This is a genomic window from Anabaena sp. UHCC 0451 (assembly GCF_034931405.1).
GTDB lineage: Bacteria > Cyanobacteriota > Cyanobacteriia > Cyanobacteriales > Nostocaceae > RDYJ01.
On record NZ_JAYGHA010000019.1, the window covers coordinates 58,068 to 75,042 of the forward strand.

Below are 16,975 nucleotides of genomic sequence, written 5' to 3' on the forward strand. Positions count from 1 at the left end.
ATTAATTTATTTAGGGGTAAAGCTCATAAGCATAAATAATATCAGCAGGATTGATACAATTGTTGATATTATAAATATATAATTTGATTTATATAATAAACCCGTCATCAGTTTAGCTATACTAGGAGATGAGAGTAACACTTGGCGACCAAATTCTTATGAATATGGCATTGGAGAAAGCCAAGTTAAAATGACTTTCAGTAAAGTGAAACTCTTAGATTATCAGTGGGAGGACTTAGAAGCAAGTGATAATATCTTCGCAACAGTAGTCATGGCTCATTTAAAAACCAAAGCTACTACTAGCAATTTAACCCAAAGAGAACAATGGAAATGGAATTTAGTCAGAGGTTTATATGAAAGGGGCTTAACTAAATTTGATATCATTAATTTAGGTAAATTCCTTGATAAAATGATGACTTTACCACTGCAACTAGAACTGGAATTTAAAAATAAACTTAATCAATACGAAAAGGAGCGCAATATGCCTTTTTTAAGCACAATAGAAGAAATGGCACTAGAAAGAGGTCAACAAATAGGTCAACAAATAGGTCAGCAAATAGGAGCTAAAGAAACTCGCAAACAAGATATTATCAAAATTCTTCAAAATCGCTTTGATAGTATACCGGATTATATCATCAAATCTATCAATCAAATTGATGATATATCTGTGTTAGAAAATTTACTTTTACCTAGTATTAATGTCAATTCTTTAGAGGAGTTTGAACAGGTAATTAATCAGAATTTGAGCAGTAATAATTAAGAGTGATAAGATTCCCGACTTCTTTAATTATCCTGTCAATAAATTGTGAATTGAAGGCAGAAGTCGGAGATATGGGTATCAGGAATTTAAAAATAAACTTAATCAATACGAAAAGGAGCGCAATATGCTTTTTTTAAGCACAATAGAAGAAATGGCTATCACTCATCATCCATTACTGCTAAAACTGCTTTTGGTAACAACTTTTCTTTAAACCAAACAATTCTAGCAGGAACATTATCTAATTTAATACCAGCCTTTTCTAAATTCAATTTTTCAGAAATTGCCAAAATTAAATTATCGCAATTTGCACGACGTACCTGGGAAAACTTCTTTTGTAAATATTCCGGTCGCCAATAACCAACAATTTCTAATAAAAAATTTCTTCCATCAGGATGAACAAGACGAAAATCGGGAATCATCACACTACCAGGAATAGGAATTAAATCAACTTCTCGCTCTAAGATCCATCCGCTTTTTAAAGCATCCCATTTATCAGCAAAAGATTGTTCCAACATACTATCATAAGGCTTACCAGGGGGATAGTGAGAAACTAAACCACATTCAGAATTGAGAGTAAACCGTCCTGTTTTCCATTCATTTGTATAAAAATCTCTAGTTTGTAAAGTTGTGCTTAAACTCCATTTTGTGACATGAAGCAAAGCCGGAATCATTTTCGCTATTGATAATCCATAACGGGTACTAGGACTAAACAAACTGGTTGGACCATCAATACTAATAGTAAAACCGTGGTCAGCATCACCTTCAATATAAGCCATTAATTGAAACAGTTTTAAATAACGAAATAATAGCTTATATTCTCCTGGTACATTGCGATGAGCATTTAACACCAATTGAGTAGATTTATAAAAAACACCTTGTACCTGAGACAAATTATAACGATGTAATAAATCTTCAGGTTTAGGGGTATCAAAAGCGGTTAAGATTTTATTTTCAGATAAATCAGCATAAAGACCATCTCGGACTTGAATTGGTAAAACTTCGTGTTGTAATTCCTGACTTAACTCATCAGCAACTTTACTCAAAGTAACTTCAGTAGCTTCTCGACTAGGAACAGATTTTGCAGCCAAACTAAAAACCCGTTCTCGTAACATAATGGGTTCGAGAGGACTAACAACTTCAAAAGTACAGAAACTACTTTTCAGAATGTAAGCCAAACCGCGCTTAGTCCGATAATCAGTAGTATCACCTTCAAAATCAGCTAATTGACGTTCAAGAACCCCTTGAGATTTCCCCACGGCCTCCTGAAAAAACCTAATTAAATCACTAGCTAAACCCAAATGTTTTTGATCAAGTTTCAGTCTCTTCGGGATGATTTCTTCCCCGTTTTGACGATGAATCAATAACTCCGTTGTTAACATCCTTCTTCTGTGTTGAATAATTAATTTCTAACTGTTCAGCCGCCCGCAAATCTCCTTCCTTTTCTCTTTCTTTTCCACCACCATACACAACTCTTAAATTCCCTTTTTTATCCTTCTCTTCCCTGCTCCCCTGCTCCCCTGCTCCTCTGCTTTTATTCTCTCCTCGTCTTCTAGCAGAAGTTCCTTCTTCACTCGTATCCTCAGCTATAACTTCATATAAAATTGCTTGTTTATTTTCTATATTTCCCTTACGTAAAACCCTACCCAAACGCTGAATATATTCCCTAGCTGAACCAGTACCAGAAAGAATAATGGCGATAGAAGCAGCAGGAACATCAACACCTTCATTTAAGACATGAGAAGCCACTAAAGTATTATATGTACCCTCCTTAAATTTAGACAAAATTTCATGTCTTTCTTTAACCGGAGTTTGATGAGTGATAGCGGGAATTAATAAATCTTGAGAAATGCGATAGACTGTAGCATTATCAGCCGTAAAAATCAACACTCTGGCGGGGTAATGTTCGGCTAGTAAATCCATCAGAATTCTTAATTTACCATCAGTCCCCAGAGCGATTTCTTTGGCTTGACGATGTGCTAACATCGCCCTGCGTCCATTTTGCGATCGCGCACTCATTTGCACAAAAGTTTGCCAACCTTGTAAACTTCCCAAAGAAATGCGAGATTGCTTTAAAAAATCATTACGGGTTTGAATTAACTGATTATATCTTTCCCTTTCAAGTTGGGATAACTTGACTTTTATCTGTACAATTTGATGTTCTGCTAAAGCCTTACCAGCCAAATCTTCAGCACGTTGGCGATAAACTTCTCTGCCAATGAGAATATTTAAATCAGCGTGTTTACCATCGGTGCGTTCTGGTGTTGCAGAAAGTCCTAACCGATAGGGTGCGATCGCATATTCAGCAATAACTCGATTAAAATCCGTAGGTAAATGATGGCATTCATCAAAAATAATCAAAGCATATTTATTACCCAAACTTTCCGCATGAATAGCCGCACTGTCATAAGTTGCTACCAAAATTGGTGTTCTATCCCGTGAACCACCTCCCAACAAACCCAACTCCGCATCAGGAAAAGCCGCTGTCAGGTGTGCATACCACTGGTGCATCAAATCCAAAGTCGGCACAACAATTAACGTCGTGCGTGGTGTTGCTTGCATGGCCATTTGTGCCAAATAAGTCTTACCCGCCGCCGTTGGTAGTACCACAACCCCCTGCCTACCCGCCAATTTCCAAGCCGCTAAAGCCTCATTTTGGTGGGGATAGGGAGTCATTTCTAAACTAGCAACCAACTCTAAAGGATAAAATTGCTTGGCTTCATCAGTAAAATTTGTATCTTCAGCTTGCAGTGCTTCGACTAAACAACGGTATCTAATGGCAGGAATGCGAAATTTTTCAATTCTATCATCCCATGTAGCAAAATCTATCCAGGCTTTACAGCGTGGTGGAGGGTGTAAAATTAACGTGCCACGATCAAAAGTTAAAGTAGGGTTGCGACCCATGTTAGGTTTTCTCCCAACTCATTCATCTTTAATTACTCATAACCCAAAAAGTGCATGATTCCCAAAAGAGATTTTGGTATAACTCGACTAGAGGCGCTGTTTACTCCCGAAATATTGGACTTGCAAATGGATGTAAGCCTAGTTGAATCCTACAGAGAACAGCGGCGACGCTTTATACTCAAGCGTTTAGAATTGCAGACACAAATCATGCTGATTGTTGGTGTCACACTAACTGCTTTCTTTATCTGGAACAACCAACAACCAAATGGAAAAATTTACGCTTTAAAAATTGGGTTATTAATTGAATTTTTCATTTTTATTTGTTGGTTATTGTGCAGAACTAAAATAGGTGAACGTTACCCACACGTAATGTTTTTAAATCTATCCTGGTCAGTAACTTGTGTCATCCAAATTTATACAGCCGTTTTGTTTGATTTTGTCGAGCCTTTTACTAATATTTGGAACTTGATGTTTATTACCCAAGCAACACTTATTCCCGTATTATGGCGAACTCATCTCATCTCCCAAATTGGCACAATTATCTGTTATTTAGGATTATACTTGATCTATCGTCCCCAATTTAGACATCCATTATCTTTATATATAGAAAATGGAATGTATTGCTTTTGGACAGCCATCATTTGTGTATTTTCAGTTTATTTATATGAAAAATTGAGAAAAAAGGAGTTTAGAGCCAGACAAGAATTAGAAATAGCTCAAAAACAATCAGAAAAACTAATTTTAAATATTTTACCCCAAGTGATAGCTGATCAATTAAAACAACAACCTACAACTATTGCTGATAGTTTTTTAGAAGTAACAGTATTATTTGCTGATATCGTTGGATTTACAGAACTTTCTAGCCATACTTCTCCACCGCAATTAGTGGAGTTATTAAACGAAATCTTCTGCTTATTTGATGAATTAGCAGAACTGCATGGAATCGAAAAAATTAAAACTATTGGGGATGCTTATATGGCAGTTGCAGGTTTACCTAGTCATCGCAGTGATCATGCTATAGCTATAGCAAATATGGCGCTGGATATGCAACAGGCTGTAAATCAATTTAACCAAGAACAAAATCAATCATTTCGTATCCGTATTGGTATTAGCACAGGACCAGTAGTAGCAGGAGTAATTGGTTTAAAAAAATTCGCTTATGACCTGTGGGGAGATACAGTTAATACTGCCAGTAGAATGGAATCACATGGAATACCAGATTTTATTCAGGTTTGCGAAGCCAGCTATGATTTGCTCAAAGAAGACTATTTACTGCAAAAACGCGGCTTAATTCAAGTTAAAGGTAAAGGAGAAATGATCACTTATTTACTCCTGGGGGCGAAGTTAAATAATCAATAAGTTTTCTTTTCATTAACACTGTTAACAATATACTTAAAATAGTATATTATATACCATAAATTCCTTGCTTAATCCGATTTTTACTACTTTAGGTAGATTCATAATCAGAAAATGTTAGTTCTGTATTCCGCCGTTGCATAATAATTTTGGAGTTATCTTGCAGTGTTTCAGAAATTGGATGACTTCTAGTAGTTTGTAATCCTAAAGGAGATGCCACATTGAAAGGAAAAGATTTCCTTCTATCAAAATATGCTGTGTCCATTACATCTATTTGTATCGCCTTGGTACTAACATTAATGTTACAGCCATTACTACAACAATCTATTTTTATGCTATTTTTTGCGGCTATAGCCATCAGTACCTCCTATGGTGGCACTAAGCCGGGATTATTAGCTACTTTTTTATCTGCTCTAGTTGTTAACTACTTTTTAATCAATCCTAAATTTTCACTGATTGTAGATAGTTTTAATAGTGTAATTAATTTAGGAATATTTATATTTATCACAATATTTATTAGTTGGCTTAATTCAGAATTACGTATTGCCAAAAAGAAATTAGAAATAAATATTCAATATTTAGCAGCGAGTGAGTCACGATTTCGGCGCTTGAAAGAAGCCAATATCATTGGTGTGATCATAGCTGATATGAATAGCAGAATTTTAGAAGCCAATGATGCCTTTTTAGAAATGGTGGGTTATACACCAGAAGAACTACTGGCAGGAAGAGTAAACTGGCGAGAAATGACACCTCCAGAATATCTAGAAATAAGCAATAATGCAGCGATGGAACTCAAAACTCACGGAGTTTGTCAACCATTTGAAAAACAATATATTCGTAAAGATGGCAGCCGCGTTAGTATTTTAATAGGTTTAGCATTATTAGAAAATAATTCCGAGCAAGTAATTGGTTTTGTTGTCGATGTCAGTCAACGCAAGCAAGCAGAGCAAGAACGGGAACAATTACTAGAGCGAGAAAAAGCAGCTAGGGCTGAAGCAGAAGCTGCTAACCGCATCAAAGATGAATTTTTAGCCACACTTTCCCACGAACTCCGTACTCCTCTCAATGCCATGTTAGGGTGGACACAGCTACTCAAAAGTCGTAAGTTTGATGAGACTACCACCGCTAAGGCATTGGAAACCATTGACCGCAATAGTCACGCACTAGCAAAATTAATTGAAGATGTTTTAGATGTTTCTCGAATTATTCGTGGCAACCTGCGCTTAAATTTGAGTCCGGTGGAGCTTGCCCCAGTAGTAGAAGCAGCAATAGATACTGTGCGCCCTGCTGCGGATGCTAAACATATTTGCATTAAATCAGAATTTGACCCAGGACTGGGGGTAGTGATAGGTGATGCTAACCGCTTCCAACAAATCATCTGGAATTTGCTCTCCAACGCTGTCAAATTTACACCCAAGGGGGGAAGAGTTGAGGTAAAAATAGAGCGCATTAATTCCCGTGTACAAATTCAAGTCAGTGATACTGGAGTGGGAATTTCTGCCGAATTTTTACCTCATGTATTTGAACGTTTCTGCCAAGCTGATAGTTCAACTACACGATTACATGGTGGATTAGGATTAGGATTAGCTGTAGTCCGTCATTTAGTAGAACTACACGGAGGCACAGTTACCGCTACCAGTCCAGGAATAGAACAGGGATCAACTTTCATCATCAATTTACCAATGAAAGTCGTTGTTAGAGAATGCGATACATCAACACAGAATCCAGTGATTGTGAATGCTAATTTTGTTAATCATCAATTATCAATTCTTCAGGATTTGCGGGTGCTTGTTGTTGATGATGAAGCAGATGCTCGAAATTTGCTAACCACAATTTTAGGACAATATGGCGCTCAAGTTATGGCTGTGACTTCTGCAACAGAAGCAATGACAGCTTTATCACAATTTCAACCAGATATATTAATTAGTGATATTGGAATGCCCGAAGAAGATGGCTATACATTTATTCGTAAAGTTAGAAGTCTTCCTAGTGATCAAGGAGGGAAAATTCCCGCAGTGGCATTAACAGCTTATGCTAGATCAGAAGACCGTACCCAAGCTTTATTAGCTGGGTTTCAATTACATATTCCTAAACCAGTAAATGCAGGGGAATTAGCAGCAGTGGTGGCTAATTTAGCGGGAAGAACATGATAATTGGTAATTGGTTAAAATATTTTCCCAGTCCCCATTATGATTTGGGTGGGAGTGATTGCTTTTTTGTTCAGAGGTTAGATTAAATATCTCTTGTAGGGTGCATCAGAAGGCATAAATCCTATCACTAAACAGATTTGATCTCGTTAGACCGCTTTTCTGTTCAAGGAAATCTTTTAATGTTGGGTTTCCTTGCGTCAACCCAACCTACTGTTTTAGTTTCTAATTAATGGCATTTTCAAACACACCCACAGGACAAGCAACATTAGTACCACCTAAACCGCAATAACCACCGGGATTTTTAGCTAAATACTGTTGATGGTAGTCTTCAGCATAGTAAAATTCAGGTGCATCTAAAATTTCTGTGGTAATTTGCCCATACCCTGCTTTTTCTAAAGCTGGTTGATAAGCATCCCGTGATGCTTCTGCGAGTTGCTTTTGTTCTGGGGAATATACGTAAATACCCGAACGGTATTGAGTACCGCTATCATTACCTTGACGCATCCCTTGGGTGGGGTTGTGGCTTTCCCAGAAAACTTTTAGCAGTTGGGAATAAGTAATTACTTGGGGATCAAACACAACTAGCACTACTTCATTGTGTCCGGTCATACCAGTGCATACTTCCCTGTAGGTGGGGTTGGGTGTGTAACCAGCAGCATAACCTACCGCAGTGCTGTAAACTCCATTTTGTTGCCAAAATTTGCGTTCTGCACCCCAAAAACAGCCTAAACCAAACATTGCTGTTTCCATACCTTCAGGAAACGGAGGTTTGAGAGGGTTGCTATTAACGTAGTGTTTTGCGGGTACTGGCATTGTTTCTGTACGACCTGGTAACGCTTGCTCAGGTGTAATTATGCTCAGTTTTTTGCCAAATCCGAATATTCCCATTGTTTTTGATGAATGTGATGAATGATTGCTTAACTTTATATATAGCAATCCTAAATCATTCTTGAAGAAAGAACACGCTCCTTTATTTCTCTCAGGAATTTCCCAGAAAACATGATTGTGATTCAAAGTTATCTTAGAAGGTGCTAATGGTGCGTTAAAAACACTGTAACGCACCCTACAAATTCCAGATTTACATTTTTCCGTGTGCCATTACTGCTTGCAGATGATGACGAATTTCATGTGCTTCGTCAATTTCTGATTGCCGCAATTTTTGGAACAGTTCTACACAAGGTTGAGAATTTGCTTCTTGAGCATCTTGAATGTAACGATCATAGGACTGTACTGCTGCGGCTTTGTTGTGCAGTACGGTAATAAAATCATATTCTAAATTACTAATTGGTTGTTGAGATTGTCCGTTACCTGTAGTCATGATTTTTCACTCCTTAATTAAAGGTATTTATTTTATTTATTTATACTGTCTCTTAAAGTTTGATTCATCTACCTGAACGCTTACAAATTATTATCCTCAGTATTATCCTCAGACAGAAGTAGGGGTAAAGCCCATTGCTAAACCCCTACCGGGTATGATTTTTTTCTACCCATTGACTTATTTTCTAAGGAATAAGTTGATTTTCATCATATTCATCTGCATACTGAAATTCCCACTCATTTTGTCTTTCTTTATGTCCTTGATGGACAATAGGACAAGATTTTGTGTTAGCACTCATACAATCCATGTGCGGTGTTTTTGCACACACTAATAACAAGCCGCCCAAAATGAGTAATAAACCACAAATTGCTGCTGTTTGTACTCCTGAAATATCCAGCGCACCGTGAACTACTACTTCTCTCAAAACAGAAACAATTGCCACTTCAACAGCTACACCGACAGAAATACTATGCTCTTGTAAGTAAACCATCAGTAGTCGAAATAACTCAACTAGAATTAGCACAAAGAGCATTTTAGATGTCAATTCTTTGTAGTCGAGAGAATTGGTGATGGCAATAAATATACCCCACAACTGGATTAACATGACTGCAAACAAGGCTAAACACAAAATGATCACTATTAGGTCTTGAAAAGCCTCCATGTTACGAACTATTGTATGGCGATCTAACCAGCGATCGCAAAATAAAAACCGACTCTTGAAGCGTTTTTGCATGACTATTTACATTCCAATGGCAGTTTAGACCACACTAGCCGGTTAACCCCATTTTCTTATTGTTACGTAATATTAACGCTTATGCCTCAGCGTGGGTTGTTATTTAATTTGTTATTTAAGTTTTGTGTTTGTGTTAACAATTGTTCAGCATTTATTGTCCATTGTGAATTACCCTGAGTTTTATATAAATCTCTGGCATATTTTATCACTTTGACTGCTTCTGGATATTGTTTTAATTGTATAAAAACTAATCCTGCGCCATAGTAAGCATCTGCATAGTTAGAATTGGCATCGGTAGATTTTCTAAATGCTGCTAATGCTTCGTTAAATTGGCGTTGATTAAAGAAAATTGAACCCAGATTATAATAAGCCTCTGCATATCGAGGATTTATGCTTATTGCTTGACTAAAAGCAGATTTTGCTAGTTCAATTTTGCCTTGTTGCAGATAAGATAAACCTAAATGATAAGCTGGTTCTGGTGAATTCGGACTATAAATTATAGCTTGTTGAAAAGATGCGATCGCACCAGTCCAATCTTTTTGTATTTCTCTAATTAATCCTAAGTTATAATGTGCAAAACCCAACTTTGGATCTATTTGTAGCGCCCTTTGTAAATAATCCACCGCTAACTGTAAATTATTTCCTTCTAATAATGCACCACCTAAATTTGCAAAGGCTAGTGCAAACTTTGGATCTGCTTGCGTCGCTTGATAAAATGCGTTTGCTGCTGGTTGCAATTGTCCAACTTGTCGCAGTGCTAAACCTAAATTATAATGGGCTGCTGCTAAAGTCGGATCTAATTGTGTCGCTTGACGAAAAGCAATAATTGCATCTGGAACTTTTCCCCCTTGAATCGCTTGTAATCCCTGATTTAACCAGTCTAAAGCAATTTGGCGGGAAGTTTGGGCTATTAGGGGGAGATGGGGTGATGGGAAGGTGGGGAGGTGGGGAGAAAAGGAAAATACTGGTTTAATATTTACACTTATTGCTAGAAAAGTTGAAATTCCAATTATAGAAGATTTTTGTAAGGAAAATGCCATAAATTTGCTCGATAATATTGTTATCAAATTGTTATCAACAAATAATTTTACAAAAATTTTAAATTTGCCATATAAGTTAGTATTGCTTAACATTACTTCAACTAAACCTTACGATAAACTACAATTTTTTGAAACTGAGATTAAAGGATGGATAATAAAAAATAAGAATTCAGGAGTCAGGAGTCAGGAGTCAGGAGTCAGAATGTTTGATTAATCAGTAAGATCAGCAAATAAAGATTTTTGGCGCAAGTGTTAAAAAGCTGAATGCTTAATGAATTACTCCTGATAAATACAGAATGCGGTTGAGGGAATCACCGTAAAGGAGGTTTTATGAACGAAAAATTAAAATCCGGTTCGCAGAACGTAGCAATTGTCGGACCTTATTTAAGTGGAAAAACCACTTTATTAGAAAGTTTGTTATTTGTCACCACAGCAATTTCTCGCAAAGGTAACATTCAAGATGGTAACACAGTTGGAGATAGTGCCAACGAAGCACGCGACAGACGCATGAGTGTGGAAGTCTCCGCAGCGAGTACCGAATATGAAAATACACACTTCACATTTATAGATTGTCCGGGTTCAATAGAATTTGCCCAAGAAACATACAATGCGTTAATGGGAGTTGATGCGGCAATTGTTATTTGTGAACCCATCAAAGAAAGAGTTTTAACTTTAGCACCATTATTCAAATTTCTCGATGATTGGGAAATTCCCCACATCGTTTTTGTGAATAAAATGGATCGGGCAAATATTCATGTTTTAGAAACATTAAAAGCCCTGAAAGCAGTTTCCAGTCGTCCGTTAGTTCTGCACCAATACCCCATTATGCAAGGGGAACAACTAACAGGATTTATTGATATGGTGACAGAAAAAGCTTATCAATATCATGCCGGCGCACCTGCTGATCCTATACCATTTCCTCAAGAATTAAAAGCTGAAGAACATCAAGCTAGAGCAGAAATGTTAGAAGCTTTGGCAGATTTTGATGATCATTTACTCGAAGAACTTTTAGAAGATATTGAACCACCGCAAGAGGAAATTATCAAAGATTTAAAATTTGAATTAGGTGCTGATTTAGTAGTACCTGTTTTCTTTGGTATTGCAGAACAAGATTATGGTGTTAGACCTTTATTAGAAGCTTTATTGCGAGAAGCACCAGCACCAGAAACAACAATGGAACGGCGTTTAGGAAAAATTAGTGATACTCCTTTAGCGCAAGTTCTCAAAACTTTCTATACTCCCCAAGGTGGTAAACTTTCTTTAGTGCGAGTATGGCAAGGAACATTAACTGATGGTATTGTTTTAAATGGCGTTCGTGCTGGTGGTCTTTACCGTTTGATGGGACAACAACAACAGCAAGTTAATCAAGCCGTAGCTGGTGAAATTGTCGCTATTAGTAGATTGGAAGGCATTAAAACCGGAGATACAATTTCTCCAAATTCCCAAATTCAGCAATTACCAAAAGCCGAACAATTAGAATCGGTTTTTGCTTTAGCAATTACACCAGAAAAACGCAATGATGAAGTCAAACTTAGTGCGGCTATTACTAAGTTATTAGAAGAAGATCCGGCTTTAAATTGGGAACAACACGGTGATACTCATGAAGTAATTTTGTGGGGACAAGGGGAAATACATTTGCAAGTTGCATTAGATAGACTGCGACGCAAATATAATTTACCAATGTCTACTCATCTTCCCCAAGTTCCTTATAAAGAAACTATTCGTAAATCTGTAAACTCAGTTCATGGACGTTATAAACATCAAAGTGGTGGACATGGACAATTTGGAGATGTTTATTTAGATATTCAACCTTTAGCAAGAGGTGAAGGTTTCAATTTTAAGGAAAAGATTGTTGGTGGTGTTGTTCCAAAACAGTACATTCCTGGGGTAGAAATGGGTGTGCGGGAATTTCTCATACATGGTCCTTTAGGTTTCCCGATGGTTGATGTTGCGGTGACATTAACTAATGGTTCTTATCATTCCGTTGATAGTTCGGAACAAGCTTTTAAACAAGCTGCACGTCTAGCAATGCAAACAGGAGTAACTCAAGCCGAACCAACATTATTAGAACCGATTTTAAAGGTTGATGTGAATACTCCCAGTGAGTTTACTTCTAAGGTTTTACAACTTTTGAGTGGTAGACGGGGGCAAATTTTGGGTTATGAAGGTAGACAAGATTGGTCAGGTTGGGATAATGTTTCTGCATATTTACCCCAAGCGGAAATGCAGGATTTTATTGTAGAATTGCGATCGCTCACTTTAGGCGTTGGTTCTTTCCATTGGGAACAAGATCATCTCCAAGAAGTACCAGAAAAGCTGGCTGAACGCATTCTGGTTACTAATGCTGGTAACGGTAAGTAGATTAGTTTTAGGGACACTCTGCATGGGTGTCCTTAGTTTTATTTCGCGCAAAGTCGCAGAGGAGCAAAGGCGCAAAGCAAGAAGATAAGATAAGAAAAAAATCAATGTTGTTCTGGTAAATAATCTTGATTTAAACTTTCTTCTGTCGTAAACGGAGAATTAAAAGGAAAAGTATCAATTGATAAACCTGTTTCTAAGGATGCTTGTTTTCTTGCATCTTGATAAGATTCGTTAAATACGTCAGAGAAGTATTTTTTTAAACTTGGACTTTCGGTTAATTCTTCTTTCAATCTACGTCTATGTTCAAATATGGTAGATAACCAACTATTACTGCATTTTTCAGGTTGATATTTATATTTGAGAAGGTGCATTAATAAAACTAATAAGTTACTTTTTAATGCTCTTTTTTCACTTCTTCCCATGCTTTCAATTTCTTCAATCAAATTAGTTAAGTCAATTTCTGAAAAGTTACCATTTTTTAATTGTTTTGCTGTAGTTTCTATCCACAAATAAAAATCTTCATTATAAAGATTTAAATTAGTAAGGTTTGTGGGTTGAGTTGCTGTCATTTTATTTCAACCTCCTCAAAGAAATTGTGAGATTTTTGAGCAGTATCTTTAGGTACACACAAAATAGTTGGCTGATATAATCATTATAGTTGAATCGCTTACTCTTGGTGTTGGTTCTTTCCATTGGAAGATCACCTATAAGAAGTACCAGAATAGCTGGCTGAACGCATTCTAATTAGTAATGGTAAATAGTTTGAGTTAGTTTTAGGGACACTCTGCATGGGTGTCCTTAGTTTTATTTCGCGCAAAGACGCGGAGAGAGAGGAGAGTGCGGAGATAGCCTTATATTTCTTCTGGACAATCTCCATATTTAGCAATTAATTCCTTAATAAGCTCTTTGTTCTGTATCTCAAATTCTGGGTTACTTACCTCATAATAAGGAGAACCATCACGATAATATTCATACGTTACTTTCACACAGGTTTGTGTTATGACTCTATCTACTGGTGGTCTTACTTCTATAGAAATACCAATATCTTCATGCAAAGAACCTTGTTCCCAACCACTAGGAGTCAAATGCCATGTTCTACGCTCACGTACTCTTCCCATATATTTTTACTAAATCAACTATACATATAATAAGATACATTGGCTGCTCATGTGATGAGCGTGCAGAACACTTTTCCTTATTTGCTAGGTTAGAGCCTTAAGAAAATTTGCAGTAATATTCATGAAAAATAGGATTGAGCCAAAATTTATGCCTCAATCCAAATTTATTAAATTTCTCTTTTCATATTTTTGTTATAATAGATAGCTTGGTTTATTCGGAAAACCTGGGATGCTATTTCCTGATAAATCAAATTTATGCCAAATTATTTCTCGTTTTGGGTTTGGATTTGCAAAACTACCTGTTTTTCTTTGACTTATAGTTCTCACAGAAATTGTTTTGGGGGCTTTACGGCTAATAGCATATAGTGTATCATTTACTAGGAAAAGAGTTACTTCTCCTGGTGTAATCTCATACCAAGCTTTTGCTTTTATAGTAGGTTTACCTGGGAGATTTATGTCAATAATACCTCCTGGATATGCCACTTGTGATGTGCGTACTGTGGTTATTTCACTCTGAGAAAGATCACGGCTTAATAAATCACAAATTTCTTTGTATGTTTCATGACTTACAGCATAATATCTTTCATGAAATAATTTTAATAAAACAGTAGGCTCTGAATTTATTTCTCCCCATATTCCAGCTTCTACTCGCTCGGTATATCCTTCTCCACCTTTTGTTTCAACAAAAATTGTTCTTGAATGACCTGGCTTTGCTGTTGTGCTACCTCCATTTGCAACTTCACTTTTTTCAAGGTAGTAATGCATTAATTCATTGATTGTCATATTTTCTGTTGTTTTTTGCATATTATCTCCTGTTGACTTCTTTACTGTAGCTTTTATGTATTTACCCTACTTAGGGTTAACCGAACTGTTTGTATCATAAAAACCGTAAATATTCAAATAGTAATTCACAAAACTAACAAGAGAAACACCTGATAAAGTGACGATATTGGTCAAAAATGTTTCAGCAAATATGATGGAAATTTAGAATAATAGCTTTTATTGATGACCAAACCTTAAACTCAAGATTATACTTGTATGTTAAGTATATACAACATCTTAACAACACAGGAAAATCATCATGGGCTTTATATTCTCCCTTCTCACCAGTCTCATCGCAAGTCTCATCTATCTCCAAAGCAGCAAAATCACGAACATAAAGACTCAAATTGCAGTCAGAGGAATTACCATCTTAATTGGTAGTATTGCCTTTCTAGCTTCAATTTCTAGGCTTTTAGTGATTGTTCCACCGGGAAATGTGGGTGTTATCAACCTATTTGGTAACGTTTCCGACAATACCCTTAATTCCGGTGTTCATGTAGTTAACCCCTTTGCTAAAGTCTTGAATTTTTCCACTCGTCTGAAAGATATTAAGGAAAACATAGACACAACATCTCAAGAAGGTTTAAGTTTAAATCTTGATGTCAGTCTGCAATATAGACTTGACCCCCAAAAAGCAGCGACAGTATATAAAACTATTGGAACTGATGAAAAAGAATTGATTATTTCCAGATTTCGTTCTACAGTCCGCGCTATTACTGCGAACTATCCAGCTAGTGCAGTTTACTCGATAAAACGTCAGGAAATAGTTGATAAAATTGATCAACAACTCACCCAGGACATACCAAAGTTAGGTTTTATTGTTGACCAAGCACTTTTGAGAAATGTGAAAATGCCTGATACGTTACAAATAGCTATTCAGCAAAAACTCAAAGCTGAACAAGAAAATGAGCAAATGAAATTTGTATTAGAAAAAGAGCGTCAAGAAGCTGAAAGAAAGAAAATTGAAGCTAAAGGTATAGCTGATTCTCAAAAAATTATTTCTGGTGGACTCACTAACCAAATTTTGCAATTACGCGCCATTGAAGCTACAGAAAAACTTGCTCAATCTAATAATTCTAAGGTTGTCGTTATCGGTGCTGAAAAGGGAGGAATGCCTATTTTAATTCAGCCAGATACAAGAACATCAAAACCATAAAATATTTCCAGACTTTTGCACCTTGGCGAGAAACTTAATATGGTTTTTCAGGATTTAATTGACTCTTTCTCAAAGCATCAATAATTTCTACATTCGCTTCTGGAAAGGTAAAATTATCCAACTCATCTAAACCTACCCAACGAATTTCTGCACATTCTATAGCTTGGGGAATTCCTGCTAAATGATGACAATGATATACATTTAAAGTTACTCGCAAATGAGGATAAGTATGATCAATAGTAATCAGATGTTTACCTACTTCAATTTTAATTCCTAACTCTTCTAAAATTTCCCTTTCTATACATTCTTCTATCGTCTCACCTGGTTCTATTTTACCTCCAGGAAATTCCCATAAACCACCCATAGTCCCTTCTGGACGACGACGGTCAATTAAAATTTGTTTTTCTTGATTCCAAATAACAGCAACACCAATGATTTTATGGGGGACAACAGATATTTCACTCATAAAACAGGATTAGATATGGAAATTATAAAATTTAGAAATTTATTCAATAAAAAACACCAATTATTAAAATTCTGCTAATACAATGCTCAATTTAGCAGAGAATTTGTTTAACTGGCGTTAGTTCACTTCTTTACTCAGCAACATCGCTGCTGTTTGCTTCAGTTCCTTGTAAAGCTATATCAAAGTCCATTCTCTGTTCTGCATTCCGCAAGAAATAACCACTAATCATTGCAGAGGCTAATAGCCGACCTAAATTTTCGCGGTTGGTGGTAATAGTAATACCAAAGTGTTCTGAAGGCAGATTTCCCAAAAGTCCGACAATATTCCGTTCCATGACTTGAAAAACTTCCGCAGAAGTGGGTTTAGATAACTGAGTAACAGTTTCTGGACTTAAGGACTTAAGGTATTGCCATAATATGTTGCTATTTTCAGATTCACCGTTAAAAAATTCTGATACTCGATTTGGTTGGTTACTCACTTTTTCTCTCCTTGACTACAACTACTAACTGTGGTAATTGTGACTGAAATAATTAATAACTTGTTTTGTATTTGATGACGACGAAAATTAATTGTGTATCCATGTCAACCAATGTAACCGATTATTTCAGTCATGGGAGTCGGTTTAACCGTACCAAAAGCAGCGTAGTTTTGCGAATAAGTCTAGGTGACAGGTGACAGGGAACAGGGAACAGGGAACAGGGAACAGAGTTTTTGACTTAATTCTTCCCAATCACCAATCACCAATCACCAATCACCAATCACCAATCACCAATCACCAATCCCCAATCACCAAT

General features: G+C 36.5%; 17 protein-coding genes. 5 read left to right on the forward strand and 12 right to left on the reverse strand.

Translation table 11 applies throughout. The features are described from left to right. Positions 1–190 precede the first annotated feature (190 nt). Positions 191–760 (forward strand): hypothetical protein, encoded by a 570-nt coding sequence (locus VB694_RS14740; protein WP_323361072.1) that lies wholly within the window; start codon positions 191–193, stop codon positions 758–760. 158 nt (positions 761–918) lie between these two features. On the opposite strand, the gene VB694_RS14745 is transcribed toward VB694_RS14740, so the two are convergent. Together VB694_RS14745 and VB694_RS14750 are read right to left on the reverse strand one after the other, a co-directional pair. After that, positions 919–2,139, reverse strand: a complete 1,221-nt coding sequence (locus VB694_RS14745; RefSeq protein ID WP_323361073.1) for a DUF790 family protein — start codon at positions 2,137–2,139, stop codon at positions 919–921. Beyond that, positions 2,069–3,661, reverse strand: a complete 1,593-nt coding sequence (locus tag VB694_RS14750) for a DEAD/DEAH box helicase family protein (RefSeq protein WP_323361074.1) — start codon at positions 3,659–3,661, stop codon at positions 2,069–2,071. Before VB694_RS14750 ends, VB694_RS14745 begins: the two co-directional genes overlap by 71 nt. A 54-nt stretch (positions 3,662–3,715) precedes the next feature. On the opposite strand from VB694_RS14750, the gene VB694_RS14755 reads away from it, so the two are divergent. After that, positions 3,716–5,020, forward strand: a complete 1,305-nt coding sequence (locus tag VB694_RS14755; protein WP_323361075.1) for an adenylate/guanylate cyclase domain-containing protein — start codon at positions 3,716–3,718, stop codon at positions 5,018–5,020. 88 nt (positions 5,021–5,108) lie between these two features. Here VB694_RS14755 and VB694_RS14760 read toward each other — a convergent pair whose 3' ends face one another. Continuing rightward, positions 5,109–5,282, reverse strand: a complete 174-nt coding sequence (locus VB694_RS14760) for a hypothetical protein (protein WP_323361076.1) — start codon at positions 5,280–5,282, stop codon at positions 5,109–5,111. On the opposite strand from VB694_RS14760, the gene VB694_RS14765 reads away from it, so the two are divergent. Next, positions 5,275–7,167 (forward strand): ATP-binding protein, encoded by a 1,893-nt coding sequence (locus tag VB694_RS14765; RefSeq protein WP_323361077.1) that lies wholly within the window; start codon positions 5,275–5,277, stop codon positions 7,165–7,167. The two genes, VB694_RS14760 and VB694_RS14765, sit on opposite strands and share 8 nt — an antisense overlap. A gap of 222 nt (positions 7,168–7,389) precedes the next feature. Here VB694_RS14765 and msrA read toward each other — a convergent pair whose 3' ends face one another. The 4 genes from msrA to VB694_RS14785 all read right to left on the reverse strand — a co-directional run bounded on the left by msrA (position 7,390) and on the right by VB694_RS14785 (position 10,258). Then, positions 7,390–8,055, reverse strand: coding sequence for a peptide-methionine (S)-S-oxide reductase MsrA (gene msrA / locus VB694_RS14770; RefSeq protein ID WP_323361123.1), 666 nt, complete (start codon positions 8,053–8,055; stop codon positions 7,390–7,392). A 190-nt stretch (positions 8,056–8,245) separates the two neighbouring features. Continuing rightward, positions 8,246–8,485, reverse strand: a complete 240-nt coding sequence (locus VB694_RS14775) for a hypothetical protein (RefSeq protein WP_323361078.1) — start codon at positions 8,483–8,485, stop codon at positions 8,246–8,248. 184 nt (positions 8,486–8,669) lie between these two features. Further along, positions 8,670–9,218 (reverse strand): phosphate-starvation-inducible PsiE family protein, encoded by a 549-nt coding sequence (locus VB694_RS14780; protein ID WP_323361079.1) that lies wholly within the window; start codon positions 9,216–9,218, stop codon positions 8,670–8,672. An 86-nt stretch (positions 9,219–9,304) separates the two neighbouring features. After that, positions 9,305–10,258, reverse strand: coding sequence for a tetratricopeptide repeat protein (locus tag VB694_RS14785; RefSeq protein WP_323361080.1), 954 nt, complete (start codon positions 10,256–10,258; stop codon positions 9,305–9,307). Positions 10,259–10,588: 330 nt separating this feature from the next. Here VB694_RS14785 and VB694_RS14790 point away from each other — a divergent pair, with 330 nt between their 5' ends. Beyond that, positions 10,589–12,619, forward strand: coding sequence for an elongation factor G (locus VB694_RS14790; RefSeq protein WP_323361081.1), 2,031 nt, complete (start codon positions 10,589–10,591; stop codon positions 12,617–12,619). A 101-nt stretch (positions 12,620–12,720) separates the two neighbouring features. Here VB694_RS14790 and VB694_RS14795 read toward each other — a convergent pair whose 3' ends face one another. From VB694_RS14795 to VB694_RS14805, 3 genes are all read right to left on the reverse strand, one after another. After that, positions 12,721–13,188 (reverse strand): DUF29 domain-containing protein, encoded by a 468-nt coding sequence (locus VB694_RS14795; RefSeq protein WP_323361082.1) that lies wholly within the window; start codon positions 13,186–13,188, stop codon positions 12,721–12,723. A gap of 282 nt (positions 13,189–13,470) precedes the next feature. Next, positions 13,471–13,737, reverse strand: a complete 267-nt coding sequence (locus tag VB694_RS14800; protein ID WP_323361083.1) for a hypothetical protein — start codon at positions 13,735–13,737, stop codon at positions 13,471–13,473. A 192-nt stretch (positions 13,738–13,929) separates the two neighbouring features. After that, positions 13,930–14,541 (reverse strand): hypothetical protein, encoded by a 612-nt coding sequence (locus tag VB694_RS14805; RefSeq protein WP_323361084.1) that lies wholly within the window; start codon positions 14,539–14,541, stop codon positions 13,930–13,932. Positions 14,542–14,818: 277 nt separating this feature from the next. Between VB694_RS14805 and VB694_RS14810 the strand changes: the two genes are divergently transcribed. After that, positions 14,819–15,715: an SPFH domain-containing protein gene (locus VB694_RS14810; protein ID WP_323361085.1), complete on the forward strand. Its 897-nt coding sequence runs from the start codon at positions 14,819–14,821 to the stop codon at positions 15,713–15,715. A gap of 34 nt (positions 15,716–15,749) precedes the next feature. Here the strand turns inward: VB694_RS14810 and mutT are convergent, their stop codons facing one another. Together mutT and VB694_RS14820 are read right to left on the reverse strand one after the other, a co-directional pair. Further along, a complete protein-coding gene (gene mutT / locus VB694_RS14815) occupies positions 15,750–16,181 on the reverse strand; it encodes an 8-oxo-dGTP diphosphatase MutT (protein ID WP_323361086.1) in 432 nt (143 codons plus the stop codon). Positions 16,182–16,311: 130 nt separating this feature from the next. Continuing rightward, entirely contained in the window at positions 16,312–16,659 is a 348-nt protein-coding gene (locus tag VB694_RS14820; protein ID WP_323361087.1) for a DUF760 domain-containing protein, read from the reverse strand. Positions 16,660–16,975 lie beyond the last annotated feature (316 nt).

Coding starts and splice junctions, on each gene's coding strand:
- VB694_RS14740 (WP_323361072.1), top strand. CDS start 191: ATGACTTTCAGTAAAGTGAAACTCTTAGATTATCAGTGGGAGGACTTA.
- VB694_RS14745 (WP_323361073.1), bottom strand. CDS start 2,139: ATGTTAACAACGGAGTTATTGATTCATCGTCAAAACGGGGAAGAAATC.
- VB694_RS14750 (WP_323361074.1), bottom strand. CDS start 3,661: ATGGGTCGCAACCCTACTTTAACTTTTGATCGTGGCACGTTAATTTTA.
- VB694_RS14755 (WP_323361075.1), top strand. CDS start 3,716: ATGATTCCCAAAAGAGATTTTGGTATAACTCGACTAGAGGCGCTGTTT.
- VB694_RS14760 (WP_323361076.1), bottom strand. CDS start 5,282: ATGGACACAGCATATTTTGATAGAAGGAAATCTTTTCCTTTCAATGTG.
- msrA (WP_323361123.1), bottom strand. CDS start 8,055: ATGGGAATATTCGGATTTGGCAAAAAACTGAGCATAATTACACCTGAG.
- VB694_RS14775 (WP_323361078.1), bottom strand. CDS start 8,485: ATGACTACAGGTAACGGACAATCTCAACAACCAATTAGTAATTTAGAA.
- VB694_RS14780 (WP_323361079.1), bottom strand. CDS start 9,218: ATGCAAAAACGCTTCAAGAGTCGGTTTTTATTTTGCGATCGCTGGTTA.
- VB694_RS14785 (WP_323361080.1), bottom strand. CDS start 10,258: ATGGCATTTTCCTTACAAAAATCTTCTATAATTGGAATTTCAACTTTT.
- VB694_RS14790 (WP_323361081.1), top strand. CDS start 10,589: ATGAACGAAAAATTAAAATCCGGTTCGCAGAACGTAGCAATTGTCGGA.
- VB694_RS14795 (WP_323361082.1), bottom strand. CDS start 13,188: ATGACAGCAACTCAACCCACAAACCTTACTAATTTAAATCTTTATAAT.
- VB694_RS14800 (WP_323361083.1), bottom strand. CDS start 13,737: ATGGGAAGAGTACGTGAGCGTAGAACATGGCATTTGACTCCTAGTGGT.
- VB694_RS14805 (WP_323361084.1), bottom strand. CDS start 14,541: ATGCAAAAAACAACAGAAAATATGACAATCAATGAATTAATGCATTAC.
- VB694_RS14810 (WP_323361085.1), top strand. CDS start 14,819: ATGGGCTTTATATTCTCCCTTCTCACCAGTCTCATCGCAAGTCTCATC.
- mutT (WP_323361086.1), bottom strand. CDS start 16,181: ATGAGTGAAATATCTGTTGTCCCCCATAAAATCATTGGTGTTGCTGTT.